General features: G+C 67.9%; 22 protein-coding genes and 2 tRNA genes. 9 read left to right on the top strand and 15 right to left on the bottom strand.

Translation table 11 applies throughout. From position 1 onward, the window contains the following. Nucleotides 1-13: 13 nt before the first annotated feature. Nucleotides 14-649, bottom strand: coding sequence for an aminodeoxychorismate/anthranilate synthase component II (locus tag ASG53_RS14015; RefSeq protein ID WP_056134646.1), 636 nt, complete (start codon nucleotides 647-649; stop codon nucleotides 14-16). Nucleotides 650-775: 126 nt separating this feature from the next. Next, nucleotides 776-1,528 carry a DUF881 domain-containing protein gene (locus ASG53_RS14010; RefSeq protein ID WP_056134643.1) on the bottom strand — a complete coding sequence of 251 codons (753 nt, stop codon included), beginning with the start codon at nucleotides 1,526-1,528 and terminating at the stop codon, nucleotides 776-778. A gap of 93 nt (nucleotides 1,529-1,621) precedes the next feature. On the opposite strand from ASG53_RS14010, the gene ASG53_RS14005 reads away from it, so the two are divergent. Continuing rightward, complete coding sequence (locus ASG53_RS14005; protein ID WP_056134640.1) at nucleotides 1,622-1,891, top strand: cell division protein CrgA; 270 nt, start codon at nucleotides 1,622-1,624, stop codon at nucleotides 1,889-1,891. Between the two features lie 257 nt (nucleotides 1,892-2,148). Here ASG53_RS14005 and ASG53_RS14000 read toward each other — a convergent pair whose 3' ends face one another. Further along, the gene (locus ASG53_RS14000) at nucleotides 2,149-3,003 is read right to left on the bottom strand and encodes a rhomboid family intramembrane serine protease (RefSeq protein ID WP_056134638.1); all 855 of its coding nucleotides are present in this window, start codon (nucleotides 3,001-3,003) and stop codon (nucleotides 2,149-2,151) included. A 28-nt stretch (nucleotides 3,004-3,031) separates the two neighbouring features. Continuing rightward, a complete protein-coding gene (locus tag ASG53_RS13995; RefSeq protein WP_056136313.1) occupies nucleotides 3,032-3,571 on the bottom strand; it encodes a peptidylprolyl isomerase in 540 nt (179 codons plus the stop codon). A gap of 135 nt (nucleotides 3,572-3,706) precedes the next feature. Here ASG53_RS13995 and ASG53_RS13990 point away from each other — a divergent pair, with 135 nt between their 5' ends. The 3 genes from ASG53_RS13990 to ASG53_RS13980 all read left to right on the top strand — a co-directional run bounded on the left by ASG53_RS13990 (nucleotide 3,707) and on the right by ASG53_RS13980 (nucleotide 6,933). Beyond that, nucleotides 3,707-4,768 (top strand): hypothetical protein, encoded by a 1,062-nt coding sequence (locus tag ASG53_RS13990; protein ID WP_056134635.1) that lies wholly within the window; start codon nucleotides 3,707-3,709, stop codon nucleotides 4,766-4,768. Between the two features lie 139 nt (nucleotides 4,769-4,907). Next, nucleotides 4,908-5,228 carry a nucleotide pyrophosphohydrolase gene (locus ASG53_RS13985; protein ID WP_056134632.1) on the top strand — a complete coding sequence of 107 codons (321 nt, stop codon included), beginning with the start codon at nucleotides 4,908-4,910 and terminating at the stop codon, nucleotides 5,226-5,228. Continuing rightward, nucleotides 5,215-6,933 carry a DUF2075 domain-containing protein gene (locus tag ASG53_RS13980; RefSeq protein ID WP_082544081.1) on the top strand — a complete coding sequence of 573 codons (1,719 nt, stop codon included), beginning with the start codon at nucleotides 5,215-5,217 and terminating at the stop codon, nucleotides 6,931-6,933. Before ASG53_RS13985 ends, ASG53_RS13980 begins: the two co-directional genes overlap by 14 nt. A gap of 78 nt (nucleotides 6,934-7,011) precedes the next feature. Here the strand turns inward: ASG53_RS13980 and ASG53_RS13975 are convergent. The 11 genes from ASG53_RS13975 to dnaA all read right to left on the bottom strand — a co-directional run bounded on the left by ASG53_RS13975 (nucleotide 7,012) and on the right by dnaA (nucleotide 19,442). Beyond that, nucleotides 7,012-7,084, bottom strand: a tRNA-Ala gene (locus ASG53_RS13975). Nucleotides 7,085-7,114: 30 nt separating this feature from the next. Further along, nucleotides 7,115-7,234, bottom strand: a complete 120-nt coding sequence (locus tag ASG53_RS20385) for a DLW-39 family protein (protein ID WP_235533947.1) — start codon at nucleotides 7,232-7,234, stop codon at nucleotides 7,115-7,117. 28 nt (nucleotides 7,235-7,262) lie between these two features. Continuing rightward, nucleotides 7,263-7,336 (bottom strand) — tRNA-Ile (locus ASG53_RS13970). Between the two features lie 121 nt (nucleotides 7,337-7,457). Continuing rightward, entirely contained in the window at nucleotides 7,458-8,279 is an 822-nt protein-coding gene (locus tag ASG53_RS19560; protein WP_082544080.1) for a DUF3566 domain-containing protein, read from the bottom strand. Continuing rightward, nucleotides 8,276-10,927: a DNA gyrase subunit A gene (gene gyrA, locus ASG53_RS13960; protein WP_056134630.1), complete on the bottom strand. Its 2,652-nt coding sequence runs from the start codon at nucleotides 10,925-10,927 to the stop codon at nucleotides 8,276-8,278. Before gyrA ends, ASG53_RS19560 begins: the two co-directional genes overlap by 4 nt. A 94-nt stretch (nucleotides 10,928-11,021) precedes the next feature. Continuing rightward, entirely contained in the window at nucleotides 11,022-13,073 is a 2,052-nt protein-coding gene (gene gyrB / locus ASG53_RS13955) for a DNA topoisomerase (ATP-hydrolyzing) subunit B (RefSeq protein ID WP_056134627.1), read from the bottom strand. Between the two features lie 260 nt (nucleotides 13,074-13,333). Next, entirely contained in the window at nucleotides 13,334-14,017 is a 684-nt protein-coding gene (locus ASG53_RS13950) for a DUF721 domain-containing protein (protein WP_235533946.1), read from the bottom strand. Next, nucleotides 14,010-15,254 carry a DNA replication/repair protein RecF gene (gene recF / locus ASG53_RS13945; RefSeq protein WP_056134625.1) on the bottom strand — a complete coding sequence of 415 codons (1,245 nt, stop codon included), beginning with the start codon at nucleotides 15,252-15,254 and terminating at the stop codon, nucleotides 14,010-14,012. Before recF ends, ASG53_RS13950 begins: the two co-directional genes overlap by 8 nt. A gap of 7 nt (nucleotides 15,255-15,261) precedes the next feature. Further along, the gene (gnd, locus tag ASG53_RS13940) at nucleotides 15,262-16,158 is read right to left on the bottom strand and encodes a phosphogluconate dehydrogenase (NAD(+)-dependent, decarboxylating) (protein WP_056134622.1); all 897 of its coding nucleotides are present in this window, start codon (nucleotides 16,156-16,158) and stop codon (nucleotides 15,262-15,264) included. A 20-nt stretch (nucleotides 16,159-16,178) separates the two neighbouring features. After that, nucleotides 16,179-17,309: a DNA polymerase III subunit beta gene (gene dnaN, locus ASG53_RS13935; RefSeq protein WP_056134619.1), complete on the bottom strand. Its 1,131-nt coding sequence runs from the start codon at nucleotides 17,307-17,309 to the stop codon at nucleotides 16,179-16,181. 669 nt (nucleotides 17,310-17,978) lie between these two features. Then, a complete protein-coding gene (dnaA, locus tag ASG53_RS13930) occupies nucleotides 17,979-19,442 on the bottom strand; it encodes a chromosomal replication initiator protein DnaA (RefSeq protein WP_056134616.1) in 1,464 nt (487 codons plus the stop codon). A gap of 515 nt (nucleotides 19,443-19,957) precedes the next feature. Here dnaA and rpmH point away from each other — a divergent pair. From rpmH to ASG53_RS13905, 5 genes are all read left to right on the top strand, one after another. Further along, nucleotides 19,958-20,095: a 50S ribosomal protein L34 gene (rpmH, locus tag ASG53_RS13925; protein ID WP_159808264.1), complete on the top strand. Its 138-nt coding sequence runs from the start codon at nucleotides 19,958-19,960 to the stop codon at nucleotides 20,093-20,095. A 5-nt stretch (nucleotides 20,096-20,100) separates the two neighbouring features. Beyond that, the gene (gene rnpA, locus ASG53_RS13920) at nucleotides 20,101-20,460 is read left to right on the top strand and encodes a ribonuclease P protein component (RefSeq protein WP_056134614.1); all 360 of its coding nucleotides are present in this window, start codon (nucleotides 20,101-20,103) and stop codon (nucleotides 20,458-20,460) included. Next, nucleotides 20,457-20,768: a membrane protein insertion efficiency factor YidD gene (yidD, locus tag ASG53_RS13915; RefSeq protein ID WP_056134611.1), complete on the top strand. Its 312-nt coding sequence runs from the start codon at nucleotides 20,457-20,459 to the stop codon at nucleotides 20,766-20,768. The genes rnpA and yidD overlap by 4 nt, the downstream gene beginning before the upstream one ends. Nucleotides 20,769-20,891: 123 nt before the next feature. Beyond that, nucleotides 20,892-21,977, top strand: a complete 1,086-nt coding sequence (gene yidC, locus ASG53_RS13910) for a membrane protein insertase YidC (protein ID WP_056134609.1) — start codon at nucleotides 20,892-20,894, stop codon at nucleotides 21,975-21,977. 52 nt (nucleotides 21,978-22,029) lie between these two features. Beyond that, nucleotides 22,030-22,563, top strand: a complete 534-nt coding sequence (locus tag ASG53_RS13905) for a Jag family protein (RefSeq protein WP_056134607.1) — start codon at nucleotides 22,030-22,032, stop codon at nucleotides 22,561-22,563. Nucleotides 22,564-22,587: the final 24 nt, after the last annotated feature.

Raw genomic sequence — 22,587 nt, 5'->3', positions numbered from 1 at the left:
CCGGCACCGAGGCTCAGCGGTGCAGGAGCGGCGCGAGCCCCTCAGCGCGCTCGACGGCGTCCGTCGACCCGCAGATCTCGAGCCAGTTCGCGAGCAGCCTGTGGCCACCCTCGGTGAGCACCGACTCCGGGTGGAACTGGACGCCGTGCAGCGGCAGCTCGCGGTGGGCCAGGCCCATGATGATCGTGCCGTGCGCGCCGTCGACCTCCGCGGTGACCTCGAGCTCGTCAGGCACAGTGCCGGTGACGACGGCGAGGGAGTGGTAGCGCGTCGCGGTGAAGGGGTGCGGCAGGCCTGCCAGCACTCCCCCGTCACGGTGCTCGACGACGCTCGTCTTGCCGTGCATGAGCTCGGGCGCATGGGTGACCGTCGCTCCGAAGGCCTCACCGAGGGCCTGGTGCCCGAGGCAGACGCCGAGCATCGGTGTACCTGTGCTCGCGCAGTCACGGATCACCTGGAGGCTCTGCCCGGCATCGGCCGGGGTGCCTGGTCCCGGCGAGACCAGCACGCCGTCGAAGGAGCCCCGCTCGTCGAGGGGAGGCACGGCGTCGTTGCGCACGACCACTGTCTCGGCCCCGAGCTGCTGCAGGTAGCCGACGATCGTGTAGACGAAGGAGTCGTAGTTGTCGACGACGAGGATTCGGGTCATGTCGGTTCTCCCGCTGGTGATGCCGTGGTGGGGGTGCGCGGTGCGTGCCTGTCGGTGCTTCGCGCAGAGGACGAGCCTACGTCGTGGACGGCAGCGGCGTCGGGCCAGACCGACGGTCGGGCAGAGTCACCTGTAGACGTCCGTCCCGGCCGGCACGGAGGCGTGCTCGAGGGTGAGGACCCCGGTGTAGGCGGGGGCGTCGATGGTGTCTCGGGTCTCGACCGAGTACCCCAGACCGACTGCCGCGACGTACTCCCTGTAGATGCTGAGGGGCTCAGAGGCGTCGAGCGCCGCCTGGAGCCTCTGCGGGTCCCCCACGGCCTCGACCACGTACGGAGGCGAGTAGACACGGCCGTGGAGCGACAGCACGTTCCCGACGCACCTGAAGGCCGTCAGGGCTGTCACACGCTCGCCCTGGAGAGTCATCGCCTCCGCGCCACCCGCCCAGAGGGCGTTGATGACCCCTTCGAGGTCCTGCTGGTGGACGACCAGGTCGTCAGGAACGATCTCGGGCGGCTGCGGGCGGTTGGTCGGCGCGTCCTCGAGCTGCACACGCAGTCCCGCTCCGGTGACGGCGGTCATGCCGGCCTCGATGCCAGAGCTCACGTCGAGGGCTGGTTCGAGCGCCGGGACCTCGGTCGCGAGGCCTTCTGAGAGCGTGTCGACGGCAGACCGCAGACCTTCGACCTCCGTGAGGAGGTCGTCGCCGCGGTCGACCTCCTGGCGGACCAGCTCGGCGAAGTTCTCAGGCTGCCGGTTCTCCTCCCCGCCGGACAGACGCGCGTTCGCGGTGAACAGCAGACCGGCCAGGATCAGCACGAAGGTCGCCGAGAGCGTGGCTCTGAGCGGGGTCCGGGTGCCGTGCGACTGAGGTGCCATGGTCCTTGCTGTCCACTGTGGGCGGTGCGGGGGCTGTGTGCCACTACGCTAGTCGAGAATACGTCGTCGACCCATCGACAGGAGCCGGCTCCAGTGCCTGAATCGAAGCGCCGCAAGAAGGCCGCGAAGACATCGTCTGAGCAGGCTTCCACACCCAAGGTCAAGCAGGAGCGCGTGGGCAACCCGGCGTGGCTCGTCCCGACCATGGTGACCATGTTCGTCGTCGGGATCCTCTGGGTCGTCATCTTCTACCTGACGTCTGGTGGCGCACAGCTGCCGATCCCGCCGATCGGGCGCTGGAACATCCTCGTCGGCTTCGCGATCCTGCTCGGTGGCTTCGGGCTGTCGACCCGCTGGAAGTAGCTGCTGGACCGGGTCGTCCGGTCTGAGCACGCAGGCCCTCGTCCTGCCGCCGTGCCCTTGGCGCGTCGGCTGGGCGGGGGCCTTCTGCGTATCCGGGTGGTCGGTCTGCCTCCACCTCGTGGGAGGACGGGTGCGTGGCTCCCGAGGAACCATCATGCACAGGCCTGTCCACAGGTGTGGATAACTTACAGGTGTGTAGTTCCCGCACGATCCTGCGAGTTCCGGTGCGCTGTCCCCACAGCTGTGGACAGCGGGGTCTACACCTGTGAATAACGCAGCAGGACTGCTCCGACGAGCAGGACGGCGACCGCGACGGTCGCCACGATGCTCACGAGGGTCCGTCGCTCACGAGGCGCGAAGGCGTAGGCGGCACCCAGGACTGCGCCGGTGACGAGCCCGCCCAGGTGCCCCTGCCACGAGATGTTCGGGACGACGAAGCCGACCACGAGGTTGAGCCCGATGATCACCAGCATGCCGCGGGCCTCCTGGCCCATCCGCCGCATGACGACGAAGATCGCCCCGAAGAGCCCGAAGACGGCGCCCGACGCGCCCACGGTCCCGGTGAACCACGACGCGGACAGGGGGTCCGCGAGCAGCACGACCGCGACGTGGCCGCCTATAGCCGAGAGCAGGTAGAGAGAGATGAAGCGGGCCCGACCGAGCAGGTTCTCGAGGTAGGGGCCGACGATCCACAGCGCGTACATGTTGAGCGCGACGTGGAAGATCTGGGTCGAGTGCAAGAACGCCGCGGTGACGAAGCGCCACGGCTCGAGCTCGCCGGTGAACGGCGAGAAGGCCAGACGGCCCGTCCAGCCGTCGACGCTGAGCTGCAGCACGTAGCTGATCAGGCAGAGCGCGATGATCGTGTAGGTGACGACGGGGCGTCCTGTGCGCAGCGGTGCTCCGAGGGCCGTGCGGTGCACGGGGGCGGTGCGCTGCGCCTCGCGGACGCAGTCGACGCACTGGACGCCGACAGAGGCCTGGACAGAGCACTCCGGGCACGCGGGCCGTCCGCACCGCTGACAGCGCACGTAGCTGACGCGGTCAGGGTGGCGGGGACAGGTGGGGACGGTCTGGTCGGCCGCCCCGGGCGGCGTGCTCGGAGTGCTCATGCGTCGCAGGTCAGCGGCGGTGTGCCGCTCAGTCCTCGATCGTGACGGACGTGATGGTGATGTCCTCGACCGGGCGGTCGCCGGGGCGCGTCGCTGCGGAGGCGATCGCGTCGACGACGGCGCGGCTCGAGTCGTCGGCCACCTCACCGAAGATGGTGTGCTTGCCGTTGAGCCACGGGGTGGCCTCGACCGAGACGAAGAACTGCGAGCCGTTGGTGCCCTCGGGCTGGCCGGTGATGGCGTTGCGGCGCGTGCCGGCGTTGGCCATCGCGAGGAGGTACGGCTTGTTGAACGACAGCTCCGGGTGGATCTCGTCGTCGAACTTGTAGCCCGGGTCTCCGGTGCCGGTGCCGAGCGGGCACCCGCCCTGGATCATGAAGCCCGGGATGACGCGGTGGAAGATCAGGCCGTCGTAGAAGGGCTCGTTGCTCTCGGCGCCCGTCTTGGGGTCGGTCCAGGTCTTCGACCCGGTCGCCAGACCCGTGAAGTTCTCGACCGTCTTCGGCGTGTGGTTGGGGAACAGCTCGATACGGATGTCACCAGCAGTGGTGTGGAGGGTTGCGAACATGCCGCCATTGTCCCACGACCAGGCGGTCCGGGGCAGGACCAGCACAGGATGGTCACGTCTGACCCCTCTGCGCGCAGGCCCGTGAGGTGGCAGAGTGGACTCAGGTGCATGCCCACTACTCTCAGGGAGCTTTGAATGTTGGACGGAATCAAGGACTCGGCACGCAGCGCGAGCGACAAGATCGACACCGACAAGATCAAGGACCAGGCCGCCGACCTCGCCTCCGTCCTCGCTGACGGTGCGCACCAGGCCGGCGAGAAGGCTGGCGTCGTCGCCGGTCAGGCCCGAGAGGCTGCACTGCAGGCCAAGGACTGGGGAACCCCCAAGGTCGAGGCCTTCGTCGAGTGGGTCACCCCGCGCATCGAGCAGGCGTGGAACGAGTCGGTCAAGGCCGCTGCCCCCCGCGTCGAGAAGGCTGCCGAGAAGGCCTCCCCCGTGATCGACAGCGCCCACGACAAGCTCGTCGACGAGGTCTTCCCCAAGATCGTCGCCGCGCTCAACGAGGCTGCCAAGAACGCCGCCGACGTCACGAGCGGCGGGGCGAGCACCGTGGCCTCCAAGGCGTCCTCGGGTGCGACCCACGTGGCCGACTCGATCAAGGCTGCCTCGGCGAAGGCGCCGATCAAGCTCTCCGACGCCGTGCACTCCGTCGAGAAGCACGCCAAGAAGAAGCAGAAGAAGTCCGGCAAGGGCTGGTGGGTCGTCGCCGGTGTCGCCGCCGCCGGCGGGGCGCTCGTCCTGTGGCGCCGCGCGCAGCCGACGACCGACCCGTGGGCCGAGCCGTGGGAGAAGGTCGACTCGAGCGCCGTCGACAACGTCGAGGGTGCTGTCGGCAACGCGGCCGAGGCCGTCGGCGAGGCTGCTGGCGCGGCTGTCGCCAAGACCCGCGAGGTCTCGGGCAAGGTCGCCGACAAGGCCGAAGACCTCTCCGAGAAGGTCGCCGACAAGCTCTCCGAGGCCAAGGCCACCGCGAAGAAGACCACCTCGCGTGCCAAGAGCACCGCGAAGTCCGCAGCAGACGACCTCGGCGAGGCCAGCGAGCACGCCGTCGACTCTGCGAAGAAGGCCGGCGACGCCCTCGCGACCGAGGTCGAGGCGAAGGTCTCCGACAAGGACGCCGAGTCGACCGACCAGGACGACGCGGTCAACCGTGCCGGTCAGGTCGCCCCGACCTCCACCGAGGACGACACGAAGTAGCTCGACCCCAGCACGTACGACGAAGGCCACGGTTCCTCGGGACCGTGGCCTTCGTTGTACGTGCTCCCGAGATCGTCGAACCGGGCCGGCGGACAGTCGGCCGGCGAGACGGCCGGGAGCCGCTGGTACGCTGCGAGCCATGGCTCCCGACGAGGCACTCCATGCTCTGAGAGCGTTCTTCGCCGAGCGCGACTGGGAGCAGTTCCACACTCCCGAGAACCTCGCGAAGTCCATCTCCATCGAGGCTGGTGAGCTGCTCGAGTGCTTCCAGTGGTCGTCCGAGGCGGACCCAGGAGCGGTGCGTGACGAGCTCGCGGATGTCCTCACCTACTGCCTCGCTCTCGCAGACAGGTTGGGGCTCGACCCGCAGCAGATCGTGCTCGACAAGCTCGAGAAGACCCGGCGGAAGTACCCGGTCGAGACGTCCCGCGGACGGAGCGCGCGATATGACGCTCTCTGAGCGCCCGCGTGTGACCCGGCTGAGCTTCGACGCAGCCACTGTCCGGGGATGGCGTGAACCTGACGGCCGGCACCACGACTGGCCGGTGGTCTACATGATCACCGACTCACGGAAGGTCTACGTCGGCGAGACCACGCGAGCACGTCACCGGCTGCGCCAGCATCTCGACCACCCGTCCAAGGCGGGGCTCCGCGAGGTTCGGGTCGTCATCGACGAGGAGTTCAACAAGTCGGCCTGCCTCGACCTCGAGTCGCGCCTCATCGCTCTGTTCCACGCCGACGGCGCCTACGCGCCTCTCAACCGGAACGACGGCCAGCAAGACTCCGGCTACTTCGAACGCACGACGCGGTACCAGCCCCTCTTCGACAAGGTCTTCGACAGGCTCAGGACCGAGGGCATGTTCCGGCGGAGCGTCGACGAGATCGAGAACCTCAACCTCTTCAAGCTCTCACCGTACAAGGCGCTGAACGACGAGCAGCTCGTCGCGGTCGACGGCATCGTGGAGGGTCTTCTCGAGGACCTCACGGAAGGGCGAGAGAGCGCGTCCGTCGTCCGCGGAGGGCCGGGCACTGGCAAGACTGTCGTCGCCATCTTCCTGCTCAAGCTTCTCCGTGACATCCAGGACGCTGGTAGCGGGGTCGACCCGAGCGATGACGGACGGTTCTCGGACTTCTTCCTCGACGGGAACCGCGAGCTGCTCGACGGCTTGCGGATCGGCTTCGTGGTCCCCCAGCAGTCGTTGCGGAAGACCATCACGTCAGTCTTCCGGCGGACGCCTGGTCTGAAGGGAGTGACGGTCCTCAGCCCCTACACCGTCGCGGCGTCTCCCGGGACTTGGGATCTCCTCGTGGTGGACGAGGCTCACCGTCTGACGCACCGTGGCGCAGGCCCGACCCGAGGAGCCTTCTCACAACGGAACCGGGACCTCTTCGGGGAGATGTCCGAGGGGCGGACCGCAGTGGACTGGATCTCCGCGAAGAGCACCCACCAGATCTACCTCGTCGACGGTGAGCAGACTGTGCGGCCGGCCGACGTGTCTCGGACCGTCATCGACGGTCTCGTCGCCCGTGCGTCCGCCGATCACCGCTTCTACGAGCTGGAGTCTCAGATGCGGGTCTCGGCCGGGCAGGGCTATCTCGGCTTCGCACGGGCGCTCCTGACGGACTCCCCCGTCCCAGCACGCGTACCGACGTCGTACGACCTCCGGTTCTTCGACGACCTGACGGACATGCAGTCCCAGATCCTGGAGCGCGAGTCAGAGGTCGGGCTGTCGCGGCTGGTCGCCGGGTACGCGTGGAGATGGACCAGCAAGGGAGATGTGTCGGTCGACGCCCCTCACGACATCTCAGAAGACGGGGTGGAGCTGCGCTGGAACCGGACGGACACAGACTGGATCAGCTCGGAGGGGTCGATCGACGAGGTGGGCAGCGTCCACACCGTGCAGGGCTACGACCTCAACTATGCCGGCGTGATCATCGGCCCGGACATCGTCTGGGACGAGGACCACGGCGGGGTACGCGCCGTCCGAGAGTCTCATTTCGACCGCGAGGTGCGGTCGGTCCGCGACGAGCACGAGCTGCTGGAGTACATCCGCAACGCCTACTACGTCCTGCTGACCCGTGGCATGAGGGGGACGTACGTCTACGTCTGCGATCCCGCTCTGCGAGAGAGGGTGCGAGCGGCGATCTCCTCGGAGCACCAGTAGCGTCATCCCCTGGCGCTCGGAGCCTGTCCCGACAACAACAAGAGGCCCCGCCGTGGCGGGGCCTCTCGTGTCATCCTGTGGAGCCAAGGGGACTCGAACCCCTAACCCCCTGCTTGCAAAGCAGGTGCGCTACCAATTGCGCCATGGCCCCTCACGCACCTGAGGTGCGCTGCGTGCCGGACTACTTGAACGTGTCCGTGACCTCTGACCAGAGGTCACGCTCTGCGTTGTCCTCGGTGTACCTACGCCAGACGGCGTACCCGATTCCCGCGACAGCGAGTGTGAACAACAGCTTCTTCATACGTTCCCCCTCTAGTGGGATCCGACAGTGGGCCTTGGAGGACTTGAACCTCCGACCTCTTCGTTATCAGCGAAGCGCTCTAACCGCCTGAGCTAAAGGCCCGTGCGCACGTCAGCAGCCCGAGGGCTTCCGTTGTGCAGCGCTTGACCTTACCCCACGATCGGCGTGACGCTCAAACTGAGCGTCAGCACCGGTCCCGAGCGGGATCGAGCGCGTGATGATCTTACTCGTCGATGAGCGTGAGGTGCACACCGCCGACGAGCGAGGCGACCACGTTGTACAGGAATGCCCCGATCGTGGCGAGGGCTGTGAGCAGCACCATGTCGACGATCGCGATGATCGTGGCCAGGGACACCACGCGCTTGAACTCGACGTACTGGAGCACGTTGACGTCCGCTGCGTCGCCGAGGACCTCCTGGACGAGCCTGTCGACCTCGGTGAAGACGTACATGCCGTCGAGGACCATCCAGAACACGATGGTCGCCACGATCATCATGATGCCGAGGGCGATCGACAGCAGGAACGACAGCTTCATGGCGGACCACGGGTCGATCCGAGCGACGGCCAGACGGACACGTCGCGGCCCGGGCACAGCCTTCTTCACGGCCGGTGAGGCCTGCGTGGTGCCCGTGCTCGGGTCAGCCTGCGTGACCGACGGCCGTGCGGGCGCCGTGCTGCTGCCCTGGGAGGCCGGCGCACCGGACACCGAGGGTGCCGTAGAGGTCGGGGTGGCGGCGGTGACTGTCCCGATCGGGCTGGGACCCTTGGCCGCCGGGGTGCCGCCGGGACGGGTGGAGGGTGCAGTCTTCGCAGCCTCCGCCTGGGCGCCTGTGGCCTTGGCTCCCTGCGATCCGCCCGAGCCTGACACCTTGGTCGCGCCGGCTGCCGAGGTGGGCGACGGCGTACCGGCAGCCTTCTTCGGCGGGACCGACGGCGGCGGGGAGCTCACCGACGGTGCCGGGGGAGCCGGCGGGGTGGAGGCGCTGGCGCCCCGGGCGGGCTTCCCCGATGCTGCTGTGGGCTTGCCTGTGGCTTCGCCGCTCATGCGTCCTCCTCGGATCCGGTGGTCGAATCCGGAGCGGCGACTGCGTCGCCAGGGTGCTGCAGGTCGTCGCTCGTCGTCACGGCGTCCCCGTCAGCCCCCTCACCGGACTCCTCTGAGTCGATGTCGTCACCCAGGTTCCGCTCGACGTTGCGAGCGACCGCGATGATGCGGTCGTTCTTGTCGGGCTTGGCGAAGGTCACGCCCTGCGTGGTGCGCCCGGTGAGGTTCACCTGGTTCACAGCAGATCGCACGATCTTGCCACGCTCCATGATGACGAGTACCTCGTCATCTTCGTCCGTCACCAGAGCCCCCACAAGATCTCCACGCGCCTCGACGAGGTTGGCGACCTTGATGCCGAGCCCGCCACGTCCCTGGACACGGTACTCGTCGACGCTCGTGCGCTTGGCGAACCCGCCCTCGGTGACCACGAAGAGGTGGGCACCCTCACGGACGACGTCCATGGCGAGGAGCTCGTCGTCCTCGCGGAACTTCATGCCGGTGACGCCCGAGGTGGCACGTCCCAGGGGCCGCATGGCCTCGTCGCTCGCCGTGAAGCGGATCGACTGGCCCTTGCGCGAGACGAGGATGAGGTCGTCGGTCGCGTCGACGAGGCGCGCCGAGACGAGCTCGTCAGGGTGGCCGTCGGCGTCCTCGCGCAGGTTGATCGCGATGACACCGCCGCTGCGGTTCGAGTCGTACTCGGACAGCCGGGTCTTCTTCACGGTCCCGCGGCGGGTCGCGAGCACGAGGTAGTCCGCGACGTCGTAGTCGCGCATGTCGAGGACCTGCGCGATCTTCTCCCCGGGCTGGAAGGCCAGGAGGTTGGCGACGTGCTGGCCCTTCGCGTCACGGCCGCCCTCGGGCAGCTCGTAGGCCTTGGCGCGGTAGACACGGCCGAGGTTGGTGAAGAAGAGCAGCCAGTGGTGCGTGGTCGTGACGAAGAAGTGGTCGACGATGTCGTCCTCGCGCAGCTGGGCGCCACGCACTCCCTTGCCGCCACGCTTCTGCGCACGGTAGTTGTCGCTGCGCGTCCGCTTGGCGTAGCCGCCGCGGGTGATGGTGACGACCATCTCCTCCTCGGCGATGAGGTCTTCCATCGAGACCTCGCCGGCGTGCGGGAGGATCGTCGTGCGTCGCTCGTCGCCGTACTTCGCGACGAGCTCGTTCATCTCGTCGGAGACGATCTGACGCTGGCGCGACTCCTTCGCGAGGATGTCCTGGTACTCCAGGATCTCCTTCTCGAGCTTGTCGTGCTCGTCGATGATCTCCTGGCGCTGCAGGGCGGCGAGTCGGCGCAGCTGCATGTTGAGGATCGCGGTCGCCTGGATCTCGTCGATGTCGAGCATCTCGATGAGGCCCTGACGCGCACGGTCGGCGTCGGGGGAGCGGCGGATGAGCGCGATGACGTCGTCGAGGCGGTCGAGCGCCTTGAGGTACCCGCGGAAGATGTGGATCTTCGACTCGGCCTCGCGCAGCAGGAAGGCCGTGCGACGCACGATGACCTCGAGCTGGTGGGCGACCCAGTGGCGGATGAACGCGTCGATGCTCAGCGTGCGGGGCACGCCGTCGACGAGCGCGAGCATGTTGGCACCGAAGTTGTCCTGCAGCTGCGTGTGCTTGTAGAGGTTGTTGAGCACGACCTTGGCGACGGCGTCGCGCTTGAGCACGATCACCAGGCGCTGGCCCGTGCGGCCCGAGGTCTCGTCGCGGATGTCCGCGATCCCCTGGACGCGGCCGTCCTTGACCAGCTCGGCGATCTTGAGCGCGAGGGTGTCGGGGTTGACCTGGTACGGGAGCTCGGTGACGACGAGGCAGATCCGGTTCTGGATCTCCTCGACGTTGACGATCGCGCGCATCGTGATCGAGCCGCGGCCCGTGCGGTACGCGTCCTCGATCCCGCGGTGGCCGAGGATCGTCGCGCCTGTCGGGAAGTCCGGGCCCTTGATGATGCGGATGAGCGCGTCGAGGACCTCTTCGGCCGAGGCGTCGGGGTGGTCGAGGTACCACTGGACACCCTCGGCGACCTCACGGAGGTTGTGCGGCGGGATGTTGGTGGCCATGCCGACCGCGATGCCCGACGAGCCGTTGACCAGCAGGTTCGGGAACCGCGACGGGAGGATCGACGGCTCCTGCGTGCGGCCGTCGTAGTTGTCCTGGAAGTCGACGGTGTCCTTGTCGATGTCCCGGACCATCTCCATGGCGATCGGGGCCATGCGGCACTCGGTGTACCGCGGGGCAGCCGCGGGGTCGTTGCCGGGGGAGCCGAAGTTCCCCTGCCCGGCGACGAGCGGGTAGCGCAGCGACCAGTCCTGGACGAGGCGCACGAGAGCGTCGTAGATCGCGCTGTCACCGTGGGGGTGGAACTTTCCCATGACGTCGCCGACGACGCGGCTGCACTTGGAGAACGCACGGTCGGGGCGGTACCCGCCGTCGTACATCGCGTAGAGCACGCGGCGGTGCACGGGCTTGAGCCCGTCACGGACCTCGGGCAGCGCACGCCCGACGATCACGCTCATCGCGTAGTCCAGGTAGGAGCGCTGCATCTCGAGCTGCAGGTCGACGCTCTGGATGCGTCCGTGCTCGATGGCGAGCCCGTTCTCGCCGAGGATCTCGGGAGTGCTGGGCTCAGGTGTCAGATCGTCTGTCACGGTGTTCCTCGTTCTCGGTCCGGCACGTTCGCCGTATCGGTGTCAGGTCGTCAGGGCTGCGTCGTCGTCGACCGGCTGAGCCGGTCACGACCCGCTAGATGTCCAGGAACCTGACGTCCTTGGCGTTGCGCTGGATGAAGTTGCGGCGGGACTCGACGTCTTCTCCCATGAGCACGGAGAAGATCTCGTCAGCTGCTGCCGCGTCGTCGAGCGTGACCTGCAGGAGCGTGCGGTGGTCGGGGTCCATCGTGGTGTCCCAGAGCTCGGAGTAGTCCATCTCGCCGAGACCCTTGTAGCGCTGGATGCCGTTGTCCTTGGGGATCCGCTTGCCGTTCGCGATGCCCGCGGCGATGTACTCGTCGCGCTCACGGTCGGAGTACACGTAGTCGTGCTCGGCGTTGGACCACTTGATGCGGTACAGCGGCGGCTGCGCGAGGTAGACCATGCCGTGCTCGATGAGCGGTCGCATGTAGCGGAACAGCAGCGTCAGGAGCAGGGTGCAGATGTGCTGGCCGTCGACGTCGGCGTCGGCCATGAGCACGATCTTGTGGTACCTCAGCTTGGCGATGTCGAAGTCCTCGCCGATCCCGGTCCCGAAGGCCGTGATGAGCGCCTGGACCTCCTGGTTGCCCAGGGCCTTGTCGAGGCGCGCGCGCTCGACGTTGAGGATCTTGCCTCGGATGGGCAGGATCGCCTGGGTGCGGGGGTTGCGCCCACGGACCGCGGAGCCGCCTGCCGAGTCACCCTCGACGATGTAGACCTCGCACTCCTCGGGCTTGTTCGACTGGCAGTCGCGGAGCTTGCCCGGCATGCCACCGGACTCGAGCAGACCCTTGCGGCGGGTCGCCTCGCGCGCCTTGCGGGCGGCCAGACGGGCCTGCGAGGCCTGGATCGCCTTGCGGATGATGTCCTTGGCCTCGTTCGGGTGCGAGTCGAGCCAGTCGCCCAGCTGCTCGTTGACGACGGACTGGACGAAGGTCTTGGCCTCGGTGTTGCCGAGCTTGGTCTTCGTCTGGCCCTCGAACTGCGGCTCGCCGAGCTTGATCGAGATGACGGCCGTGAGGCCCTCGCGGATGTCGTCTCCCGTGAGGTTGTCGTCCTTCTCCTTGATGATCCCCTTGGCCCGCGCGTAGCGGTTGATCAGGGACGTCATCGCGGCGCGGAAGCCCTCTTCGTGCGTCCCGCCCTCGGTCGTCGAGATGGTGTTCGCGTAGGTGTGGACCGACTCGGAGTAGGCGTTGGTCCACTGCATCGCGACCTCGAGCGAGATGCGACGCTCGGTGTCCTCGGACTCGAAGGCGATGATGTCCTCGTGGACGATCTCCACACGCTTGGCCGAGTTGAGGTGGGCGACGTAGTCGAGCAGACCGCGGTCGTACTTGTAGACCACGGTCCGTGCCTGAGCGCCGGAGCCCTCGCCCTCGTCGGCGCCGGTGACCTCGTCGTCGGTCTCGGCGACGTCGGAGCGCTCGTCGGTCAGCGTGATCTGCAGGCCCTTGTTGAGGAAGGCCATCTGCTGGAAGCGCGCGCGCAGGGTCTCGAAGTCGTAGCGCGTGGTCTCGAAGATGCTGTCGTCGGCCCAGAAGGTCTGCGTGGTGCCGGTCTCGTCGGTCGGCTCGCCCTTGCGGAGCTCGCCCACAGGCTTGCCGCCGTCGGCGAAGGACTGGTGCCACGTGAAGCCCTGGCGTCGCACGACGGTCTCGACCCGGGTCGAGAGCGCGTTGACGACGGAGATGCCGACACCGTGCAGACCACCCGAGACCGCGTAGCCGCCGCCGCCGAACTTTCCGCCGGCGTGCAGGATGGTCATGACGACCTCGACCGTGGGGCGACCCTCGGTCGGGTGGATGTCGACGGGGATGCCTCTGCCGTTGTCGACGACACGGACACCGCCGTCGTCGAGCAGCGTCACCTCGATGTGGTCGCAGTAGCCGGCGAGGGCCTCGTCGACAGAGTTGTCGACCACCTCGTAGACGAGGTGGTGCAGACCACGCTCTCCGGTCGAGCCGATGTACATGCCGGGACGCTTGCGCACGGCCTCGAGTCCTTCGAGGACCGTGATGTCGCTGGCACCGTACCCTCCGTCGACGGTTCCGGGGACGTGGGTCGACGGCTCGGAATCGGCGGCGTTGTTGAGTTCTGCCACGGCTGGTGGTGCTCCTAGTCCTCTTGCAGCGCGCATCCGTCCTCGCTCCGGCGACGCGCTCGGACTCCGAGCGGGCCAGGGGTGTGCGACGGCGGTCACGCTGCTCTTTTCCGCCTGCAGCACGCGGGCGGAATGACCTTCAGAGTCTACCGGAAAGACGCGGATCAGCGGGGATTCACGCCGCTTTTCCACAGGTGTCTGCACAGGTCGAGACCAGGTCGTCCCGAGGATCCACCCTCAGGTGGACGACAGCGGTCTCGTCAGCCGTAGGTGTCGCGCGCGCCGCGGCCCTGGACCGAGCGAAAACCCTTTCCGAACCCTGGACCTGTCGGCCCCTGGACGGCGATCGTCTGCACGACGTCCTGCCCGACCTCGCGCTCGAGGACACCGAGGAGCTGGGGCACGAGCAGGCGGATCTGGGTCGCCCAGGCCGTCGACGACGCCCGCACCGTGAGGATCCCGTTCTCGAAGGTCAGGGGCTCGCAGTGGTCGGCGATGTCGTCTCCGACGACCTCGCGCCACCGGCCGATGACACCGCCGACCGAGACCTCCTGGACCCAGCCACGCTGCTCCAGGAAGGCCGAGAGGGTCTCGGCGAACAGCTTCGGGTCGCGACCGTCCTTGCCGGGCCCGCTGCGCCGCGGCTCGGCCAGGATCCGTCGACGTTGAGCCCCGGGGTAGAGACCCTTCGCCTTGGCGGCGGCCCGCGCTCGGTTGAGGGCCTCGCGGGCGACGTCGCCCGGCGCCTTCAGCTCGATGATCTCGCTGACCGGCCGGTCGTCCGGGAGGACCGGCCCGTCGGTCTCGTCGTCGGTCCCGGTCGTGCTGGTCTGGTCCTCCGGGCTCTCGCTCTCCGGGGTGCTCTGGCCGTCCGCGCCACCCGGCCGCCCGCGACCACCGCCCGACACCCGTGACCCGCCGCGGTCGCCGGGGACCTCAGGCACGGGTCACCGTGCCTCCCGAGACCGCCAGGCGCGCCCCGTGCAGCCGTTCCGGGATGTCTTCACCGACGGCCGCGGTGATGAGCACCTGGCTGGCACCCTCGACGAGCTCGGCAAGACGCCCACGACGACGAGAGTCGAGCTCGGCGAACACGTCGTCGAGCACCAGGATCGGCTCGGTGTCAGGGCCCGTGTCCGCGAACCAGAAGGCGGCGTCGGCCGACGCCGGGTCAGGTCCGTCGGTCAGCAGCCTGTACGAGGCGAGCCGCAGCGCGAGGGCGAAGGACCACGACTCTCCGTGGCTCGCGTAGCCCTTGGCAGGCAGACCGCCGAGGGTGAGGGTCAGGTCGTCGCGGTGAGGGCCGACGAGGCAGACCCCGCGCTCGAGCTCTTTCGGACGCACGATCGTGAGCGCCTCCATGAGCTGCTGCTCGAGGTGCTCGGTCGACGGCGCTCCAGCACCCGCGTCGGGGGCGAGGACGGGCTCTGCCGCCAGACCCGAGATCGACCTGTCGTCCACCCCGCTCAGCACGGCCGAGAGCGACGACCTGTACTCGATCTCGGCGTGCCCCTGCCCGGAGCTCACCTGGTCGTAGGCGAGAGCGACGTGCGGGCGCAGCGCAGCGACCAGCTGCAGCCTGACGGCGATGATCTGCGCGCCCACCTGGGCGAGCTTGGCGTCCCACACGTCGAGGGTCCGAAGGTCCGGCGGGTTCGACGAGCGCCGGGCCGCACCGGCGGACTTGAGCAGCGCGCTGCGCTGGCGGAGCACGCGGTCGTAGTCCGAGAACACCCCCGACATCCTCGGGAGCAGCAGCACCGTCAGGTCGTCGAGGAACCGGCGTCGGGCATCCGGGTCCCCCTTGACCAGCACGAGGTCCTCGGGGGCGAACAAGACCGTCCGCGCGATGCCGAGGACGTCGCGCGGTCGCTGCACGGGGGAGCGGTTGAGCTGGGCCCGGTTGGCACGCCCCTGCGCGATCTCGATCTCGACGACGCTCGCGCGGTCGCCCCGCACGATGCGTGTGCGGACGACCGCGCGCGACGCCCCGGCGCGGATCAGCGCCGCGTCAGAGGAGACGCGGTGGCTGCCGAGGGTGGCGACGTAGCCGAGGGCCTCGACCAGGTTCGTCTTGCCCTGCCCGTTCGGCCCGACGAGGGTCGTGACGCCCGGCTCGAGCTCGACGTCGACCTGGGCGTACGACCTGAAGTCGAGCAGCGAGAGGTGGGAGACGTGCATCAGTCGATCATGCGCCCGGGGCCGACGGCCTGACGCTGTGACCACCGAACTGGTGGCGGAGGGCGGCGACGGCCTTCATGGCCGGCGAGGCTCCCTGGCGCGACGAGAAGCGCGCGAAGAGCGCGGCCGAGATGACCGGCAGCGGGACGGCCGAGTCGATCGCCTCGTCGACCGTCCAGCGACCCTCGCCCGAGTCTTCGACCCAGTCGCTGATCTGCTCGAGCGACGGGTCTTCTTCGAGGGCCTTGACCAGCAGGTCGAGCAGCCAGGACCGCACGACGGTGCCGCGGCTCCATGCCTTGAGGGTCCCGGGCACGTCGGTGACGATGTCTTTCGCCTCGAGCAGCTCGAAGCCCTCGGCGTAGGCCTGCATCAGGCCGTACTCGATGCCGTTGTGGACCATCTTGGCGTAGTGGCCGGCGCCGACTGCCCCGGCGTGCACGAAGCCCTCGTCGCGGGGACCCTCGGGACGCAGGGCGTCGAAGACGGGGAGAGCGCGCTCGACGAGAGCGGCATCACCGCCGACCATGAGCCCGTAGCCGTTCTCGAGGCCCCAGACGCCCCCTGAGACGCCGACGTCGAGATAGCCGATGCCGTGCTCGGCGAGGGCGGCCGCGTGCTTGCCGTCGTCCAGATAGTGCGAGTTGCCACCCTCGATGACCGTGTCACCGGGGGAGAGCAGGCCTGCGAGGTCGTCGACGACTCCCTGGGTGATCGCCCCTGCCGGGACCATCACCCACACGAATCGCTCACCCTCGGGGAGCGAGGCCACGAGCTCTTCGAGCGAGGCGACGTCGGTCACCTCCGGGTTGCGGTCGTACCCGACGACGTCGATGCCTCCGGCGCGCAGACGGGTGCGCATGTTGGCGCCCATCTTGCCCAGTCCGACAAGTCCGATGCGCATGTCACCCTCCTCGGGGTCGTTCAGCTGGCGAAGCGGATCGGCACCAGCAGGTAGCGGTAGTGCGAGCTGTCCTCACCGTCGAGGGATCCCTGGCCGGTGAACTCGACCGGCTTGTTCGGGTGCGTGAAGCTGAGCCTCACGAAGTCTGTGCCGAGGGCGTTGAGCCCGTCGAGCAGGAACGCCGGGTTGAACGCGACCGAGATGTCGTCACCGACCAGCACGGCCTCGAGAGCCTCGGAGGCCTGCGCGTCGTCACCCTGGCCGGCGTCGAGGACGACCTGGCCCTCGGAGAAGCTCATGCGGATCGGCGTGTTGCGCTCGGCGACCAGGGCCACACGCTTCGCGGCGTCGATGAGCGGCTGGGTCGGCACGACGGCGTGGATCGGGGTCTCGTCGGGGAACAGGCGACGCACGTGGGGGTAGTCGCCGTCGACGAGGAGCGAGGTGGTGTGGCGTCCGCCGGCCTCGAAGCCGACCAGGTCGACGCCGGTCCCCGTCGAGAGCGCGACGTTGACCTCGCCCGAGCCGCCGAGCGACTTGGCGACGTCCGACAGCGTGCGGGCACGGACGAGCGCGACCGTCGAGATGTCCGGCGAGGCGGGCTTCCACGTCATCTCGCGCAGCGCGAGCCTGTAGCGGTCTGTCGCGAGCATGGTGATGCGCTCGCCCTCGATCTCGACGCGGACGCCGGTGAGCAGCGGGAGCGTGTCGTCACGGCTGGCGGCGACGGTCACCTGGGCGACCGCGGCGGTGAGCTCGTCGCCGTGGACGGTGCCGCTGATCTCGGGCATGGAGGGCAGGGCCGGGTAGTCCTCGACGGGCATCGTGAGGAGCGTGAAGCGGCTCGCACCGCAGACGACGGTGACCTTGGTGCCCTCGACCGAGAAGTCGACAGGCTTGGCCGGCAGGGCGCGGGAGATCTCGGCGAGCAGGCGGCCCGAGACGAGGATGACGCCGGGCTCGGTGACCTCTGCGGGGATCTCGGACCGGGCAGAGACCTCGTAGTCGAAGCTCGAGAGCCCGAGCGTCCCGTCGGCCGACGCCTCGATGCGCACACCGGCGAGGACAGGTGCTGGGGGCCTGGTCGGCAGGGTACGAGCCGTCCAGGTCACTGCCTCGGCAAGAACGTCGCGCTCAACCCGGAACTTCATCCCACACCTTCCTCGACCTGCCTCTGGGCGGGTCTTGTGTCCGTCCAGGAGGGCCCTGACGTCCGTTGATCTTCTCGTGAACAGCTCTTCTCGTGCGCGCAGACTCTCGACGCGGGAGGTCCAGGGCGCGCAGGCCCGAGCGATCTCCCGGAGGTGGTCGGTCGAGGGTCAGCCGTCTGACCGAGCCCCCTCGCGTGGTTGAACCTTACGCGAGGACGCGCAGCACTGGCGACCGAGGTGCTGAAGAGATTCCTGTCATCGGTGATCGGTGTTCACCGGAGGTGTCAGGCGTGTCAGGAGCCGCGGTCTGCACAGGCTCATGCCTGGCATCTCGGACTTCTCGCCACCGGGTGATGAAGGTGAGTCGCTTGACCTTTGAGAGAGGAGTCGTAGTCGTAGTAGCCCTTGTGAATTCTGTGCGGATGATGCGTCCTCGCAGGTCAGAGCCGTTTTCTGCCTGTGCGCGCAGCTGTTGCTGAACTGTGGACGACCAAGGCGGTCTGTGGACAACAACTTTTCGACCACAGGCCGTCCACCGTGAACGGCGTTCCCGTCCACAAGAACCAAGGGCGTCGTCCACCGCTATCCACAGGGCTGTCCACAGCTGTGAACATTCGTCCCACGGCCCCCTGCCGGACACCTCTCGTCCACCTGCGGACGACGGACCACTCAGCCCCTGTGCTGCTGCTTGATGCGGCTCGTGAGCTCGGTGACCTGGTTGAACGTCGACCGGCGCTCCGCCATCTGCTCGGTGATCTTGCGGTTGGCGTGCATCACCGTGGTGTGGTCGCGGCCGCCGAACTGCTGGCCGATCTTCGGCAGAGAGAGGTCGGTCAGCTCACGGCACAGGTACATGGCGATCTGGCGTGCCGTCACGAGGACCCGTGACCTCGAGCTGCCGCAGAGGTCGTCGATGGTGAGACCGAAGTACGCCGCAGTCTGCGCGATGACGCTGCCCGCGGTGATCTGCGAGGCGTCGTCGTCGGTGATGAGGTCCTTGAGGACGATCTCGGCGAGGGCGAGGTCGACCTGCTGACGGTTGAGGTTCGCGAAGGCCGTCACGCGGATGAGCGCGCCCTCGAGCTCGCGGATGTTCGACGAGATCTTCGAGGCGATGTACTCGAGTACGTCGTCCGGGGCGGCGAGTCGCTCGCCGCTGGCCTTCTTGCGCAAGATCGCGATACGGGTCTCGAGGTCGGGCGGCTGGACGTCGGTGATGAGGCCCCACTCGAAGCGAGACCGCAGACGGTCCTCGAATCCGTTGAGCTGCTTGGGCGGCAGGTCGGAGGTGATGACCACCTGCTTGTTGGCGTTGTGCAGCGTGTTGAAGGTGTGGAAGAACTCCTCCATCGTCTGCTCTTTGCCCTGGAGGAACTGGATGTCGTCGATGAGCAGGAAGTCGACCTCGCGGTAGCGGCGCTGGAACGCCCCGGCCTTCTCGTCACGGATCGAGTTGATGAAGTCGTTCGTGAACTCTTCGGAGTTGACGTACTTGACGCGGACCCCGGGGTAGAGGTTGTAGGCGTAGTGGCCGATCGCGTGCAGCAGGTGCGTCTTGCCCAGACCTGAGTCGCCGTAGATGAACAGCGGGTTGTAGGCCTTGGCCGGTGCCTCGGCCACGGCGACCGCCGCAGCATGGGCGAACCTGTTGGATGAGCCGATGACGAAGGTCTCGAAGAGGTACTTCGGGTTGAGGAGCGCTGGTTCGACAGAGCTGGAGCCGCTCGCGCTCGACCCTGACGACATGGAGGCACGGCGGCGGGAGATCTCCGCGATGTCGGCCTGGGCCGGGGGTGCGTGGCGCACCGGAGCCGGCGCGGGGGCCTCGGTCGTGGGGGAGGTGGTCGGCGACTCGTCGTCGAAGCCGAGCTCGGGGTCCACGGTGATCGCGAACCGGGCGTCGCGACCGAGTGCGTTGGAGAGGGCCTGGACGACCTCGGCCCGGACCCTGGTCTCGAGGAAGTCACGGGTGTGGTCGTTCGCGACGGCGATGATCACCGTGCCGTCGAAGAGACCGAGCGGCTTGGCGAGCTTGACGAAGGCCAGCTGGCGAGGCGTGATGTCGGGGCTCGCCTCGAGCTCGGCGATGGCCTGCTTCCAGATGCCGCTGATGTTGTCGTCTGTGGTCGCCACGTGGTCTTCCTGTTGGTCACGATGTCCCGGGGAGGAGTGTCGTCTTCCCGAGTGCCGAGCTCTGCAGAGGCGTCCCGCCGGTGGAGAACTGGATCAGCAGTCTCGCATGCCCAGGCGCTGTCCACATAGTTTTCCACAGCCTGTGGGTTATCGGTACGGTTGTTCGAGACGTTGGTATCCCGGGGGTCCAGCCTGTGGATGACCCGCTCCCGGCGTGCCCCGGTCGCACAGGAGCTGACGAGCTTCCACAGGTGGACGCAGCCCGTCCACACCTGTGGACGATCCGGTGCACCGGGACCTCTGCCGCACCCGGACGGAGCGTCGCTGCGACGCGCCCAGCAGGCTGCCCACCCGCGGGTTTGACCTGTGGTAGCCGGACCACGTACCGTTTGACAGCCAGTTCCGTCGCTTCCGCATGCCCCCAGATCCTTCCGGGGACGTCATGCACGACATCCGAAGTGGCGTTCCGCGTGTCCACCGAGGATGCGCTTCCCCAACGTGTTTTGGAGTACCTCGTGACCAAGCGGACCTTCCAGCCGAACAACCGGCGTCGTGCGAAGACCCACGGCTTCCGGCTGCGCATGCGCACCCGTGCGGGTCGCGCGATCCTCGCAGCTCGTCGCCGCAAGGGCCGTTCCGAGCTCTCTGCCTGAGCTCGGTGCTTCCCGCGGCGCATCGCATGCGCCGTCCCGGCGACTTCAGCCGGGCGGTGCGCGGCGGTGTGCGCACAGGAAAATCGACCATGGTCGTCCACGTCTCGCCCTCGGGCGCAGGCAGCGACGCGCCGTCGGTCGGTTTTGTTGTATCTAAGGCCGTGGGGAACGCCGTCGTCCGCAACAGGGTGAAGCGTCGCCTGCGGGCGCTGGTAGCGACGCGCATGTCGACGCTCCCTCCCGGCAGCCTGGTCGTGGTGCGAGCTCTGCCGGCATCGGCCGACGCTGACTTCGCCAGGCTCGGCACAGACCTCGACGCCTGCCTCGGCAGGTCTCTGTCGAGGCTGACCAGAGCGTCCTCGTGACCTCCGCAGAGCGACCGGACCACCCCGCGGTCGAGCCGCCGGCGGCAGGACCGCGACGCCGCGGTCCTCTCGCCCGGCTCCTGCTCGGCGCCGTCGGTCTGTACCAGCGTTTCATCTCTCCGCTGTCGCCGCCCAGGTGCCGCTTCTACCCGTCCTGCTCGAGCTACGCGGTGATCGCGATCGAGACGCACGGTCCGGTGCGCGGCACCGGGCTGGCCGTGTGGAGGGTCCTGCGGTGCAACCCGTGGAACTCCGGGGGCGTCGACGACGTTCCAGGTACAGGGCCCGGTGCGGTCCATGACCACTGACAGGCCACCGGCCGCCACAGATCTTCGTCGCCGATCCTGCCGACGACTCATGCACGACGCTTGTCCACTAGGAGCCACAGCCATGGAGTTCACGACGATCCGCTGCTCGAACGAGCGGGTGGCATGATGCAGATCCTCTACCCCCTCGAGTGGGTTGTCGCCTGGATCATGTTCCTGTGCCACAAGCTCTTCGTCTTCGTCGGGCTCCCCGACGGCGCGGGCGTGGCCTGGATCCTGTCGATCGTGGGTCTGGTCATCGTCATCAGGACGATCATGATCCCGCTGTTCTTCAAGCAGATCCGCGCCTCGCGCGGCATGCAGATGGTGCAGCCTGAGCTCCAGGCGATCCAGAAGAAGTACAAGAACAAGAAGGACCCGGCGTCCCGCGAGGCCATGAGCCGCGAGACCATGGCGCTGTACAAGAAGCACGGCACCAACCCCTTCGCGTCCTGCCTGCCCGTGCTGCTCCAGGCGCCCGTGTTCTTCGCGCTGTTCCGCGTCCTCAACAGCCTCGCCGGCATCGCCGACGGGTCCAAGGACGCGATCGGCCCGATCGACCAGGCCGTCGCCAAGGCTGCGGAGTCCTCCGCCCTGTTCGGCGCCCCGCTGTCCTTTACGTTCTTGCACGACCCCACGACGGTGAACACCAAGGTGGTCGCCGGGATCCTCATCGTCGCGATGGCGGCGACGCAGTTCCTCACGCAGCGTCAGCTGACGATGAAGAACATGCCGAAGGCGGCCCTCGAGGGCCCGATGATGCAGACGCAGAAGATCATGCTCTACATGCTCCCGGTGATCATGGGCGTCTCTGGTGTGAACTTCCCGGTCGGTGTCCTCATCTACTGGACGACCACCAACCTGTGGTCGATGGGGCAGCAGTTCTACACGATCCGCAAGATGCCCGCCCCGGGTTCCGAGGCGGAGCGCATGCTCAATGAGCGCAAGGCACGCAAGGCCGCCCGCAAGGGCATCGTGATCGAGGAAGACAAGCCCACGGTCATCGAGCAGCCGCGCGGGCAGCGCCAGCAGCCCAAGCGCAAGGACCGTCAGAAGGCGCGTCCTGTCACGGCGACGCAGGACGTCACGTCCGCTGCAGCGGGTGCAGACGCCTCGGCGGCGGCACCCGAGGCGGTGTCACCTGAGGTGGCCACCAAGCCTGCCAGCACCCAGCGTCAGCAGCCGCAGAGCAAGAAGCGCAAGAAGCGCTGACCGCGCTGCAGCAGACTGTCCCTGTCCCCGACGGACAGGTCCTCGGACGTGAATGGAGAATCCTGTGACTGCAGAGACACCCGCTGTCGAACCTGAGGTTCGCACGAAGACGACGCTCCTCGAAGAAGAGGGCGAGGTCGCTGCCGACTACCTCGAAGAGCTGCTGGACATCGCGGATCTCGACGGTGACATCGACATCGACGTCGACCACGGCCGTGCTGCTGTCGAGGTCGTCGCCGACGACCAGGAGTCGCTGAGGCACCTGGTCGGCCGCAACGGGGAGGTGCTCGACTCTCTGCAGGAGCTCACCCGCCTCGCGGTCCAGACCAAGACTGGGGAGCGGAGCCGGCTGATGCTCGACGTCGCCGGGTACCGGGCGGAGCGTCGCGCTGAGCTCACGATCCTCGCCGACACGACGATCGAGCAGGTGAAGGCGTCGGGTGAGAAGGTTGCGCTCGACCCGATGAACGCCTTCGAGCGCAAGGTCGTCCACGACGTGGTGACTGCGGCTGGCTTGGTCAGCGAGTCGTACGGCATCGAGCCGCAGCGGTACATCGAGGTCGGACCGGCCGAGCAGCAGCAGTAGCTCCCCGGTATCGACCACACAGAA

It is taken from the genome of Sanguibacter sp. Leaf3, from assembly GCF_001425965.1.
GTDB classification, from domain to species: Bacteria; Actinomycetota; Actinomycetes; order Actinomycetales; family Cellulomonadaceae; genus Sanguibacter; species Sanguibacter inulinus.
The sequence above is the reverse complement of the archived record's forward strand: the minus strand, read 5'-3'. Positions and strand labels throughout refer to the sequence as shown.

Coding starts and splice junctions, on each gene's coding strand:
- ASG53_RS14000 (WP_056134638.1), bottom strand. CDS start 3,003: ATGAGCACTCCGAGCACGCCGCCCGGGGCGGCCGACCAGACCGTCCCC.
- ASG53_RS13905 (WP_056134607.1), top strand. CDS start 22,030: ATGGAGAATCCTGTGACTGCAGAGACACCCGCTGTCGAACCTGAGGTT.
- ASG53_RS13990 (WP_056134635.1), top strand. CDS start 3,707: ATGTTGGACGGAATCAAGGACTCGGCACGCAGCGCGAGCGACAAGATC.
- yidC (WP_056134609.1), top strand. CDS start 20,892: ATGATGCAGATCCTCTACCCCCTCGAGTGGGTTGTCGCCTGGATCATG.
- ASG53_RS13995 (WP_056136313.1), bottom strand. CDS start 3,571: ATGTTCGCAACCCTCCACACCACTGCTGGTGACATCCGTATCGAGCTG.
- ASG53_RS14015 (WP_056134646.1), bottom strand. CDS start 649: ATGACCCGAATCCTCGTCGTCGACAACTACGACTCCTTCGTCTACACG.
- gnd (WP_056134622.1), bottom strand. CDS start 16,158: ATGCGCATCGGACTTGTCGGACTGGGCAAGATGGGCGCCAACATGCGC.
- ASG53_RS19560 (WP_082544080.1), bottom strand. CDS start 8,279: ATGAGCGGCGAAGCCACAGGCAAGCCCACAGCAGCATCGGGGAAGCCC.
- ASG53_RS13980 (WP_082544081.1), top strand. CDS start 5,215: ATGACGCTCTCTGAGCGCCCGCGTGTGACCCGGCTGAGCTTCGACGCA.
- ASG53_RS14010 (WP_056134643.1), bottom strand. CDS start 1,528: ATGGCACCTCAGTCGCACGGCACCCGGACCCCGCTCAGAGCCACGCTC.
- recF (WP_056134625.1), bottom strand. CDS start 15,254: ATGCACGTCTCCCACCTCTCGCTGCTCGACTTCAGGTCGTACGCCCAG.
- ASG53_RS13985 (WP_056134632.1), top strand. CDS start 4,908: ATGGCTCCCGACGAGGCACTCCATGCTCTGAGAGCGTTCTTCGCCGAG.
- ASG53_RS20385 (WP_235533947.1), bottom strand. CDS start 7,234: ATGAAGAAGCTGTTGTTCACACTCGCTGTCGCGGGAATCGGGTACGCC.
- dnaN (WP_056134619.1), bottom strand. CDS start 17,309: ATGAAGTTCCGGGTTGAGCGCGACGTTCTTGCCGAGGCAGTGACCTGG.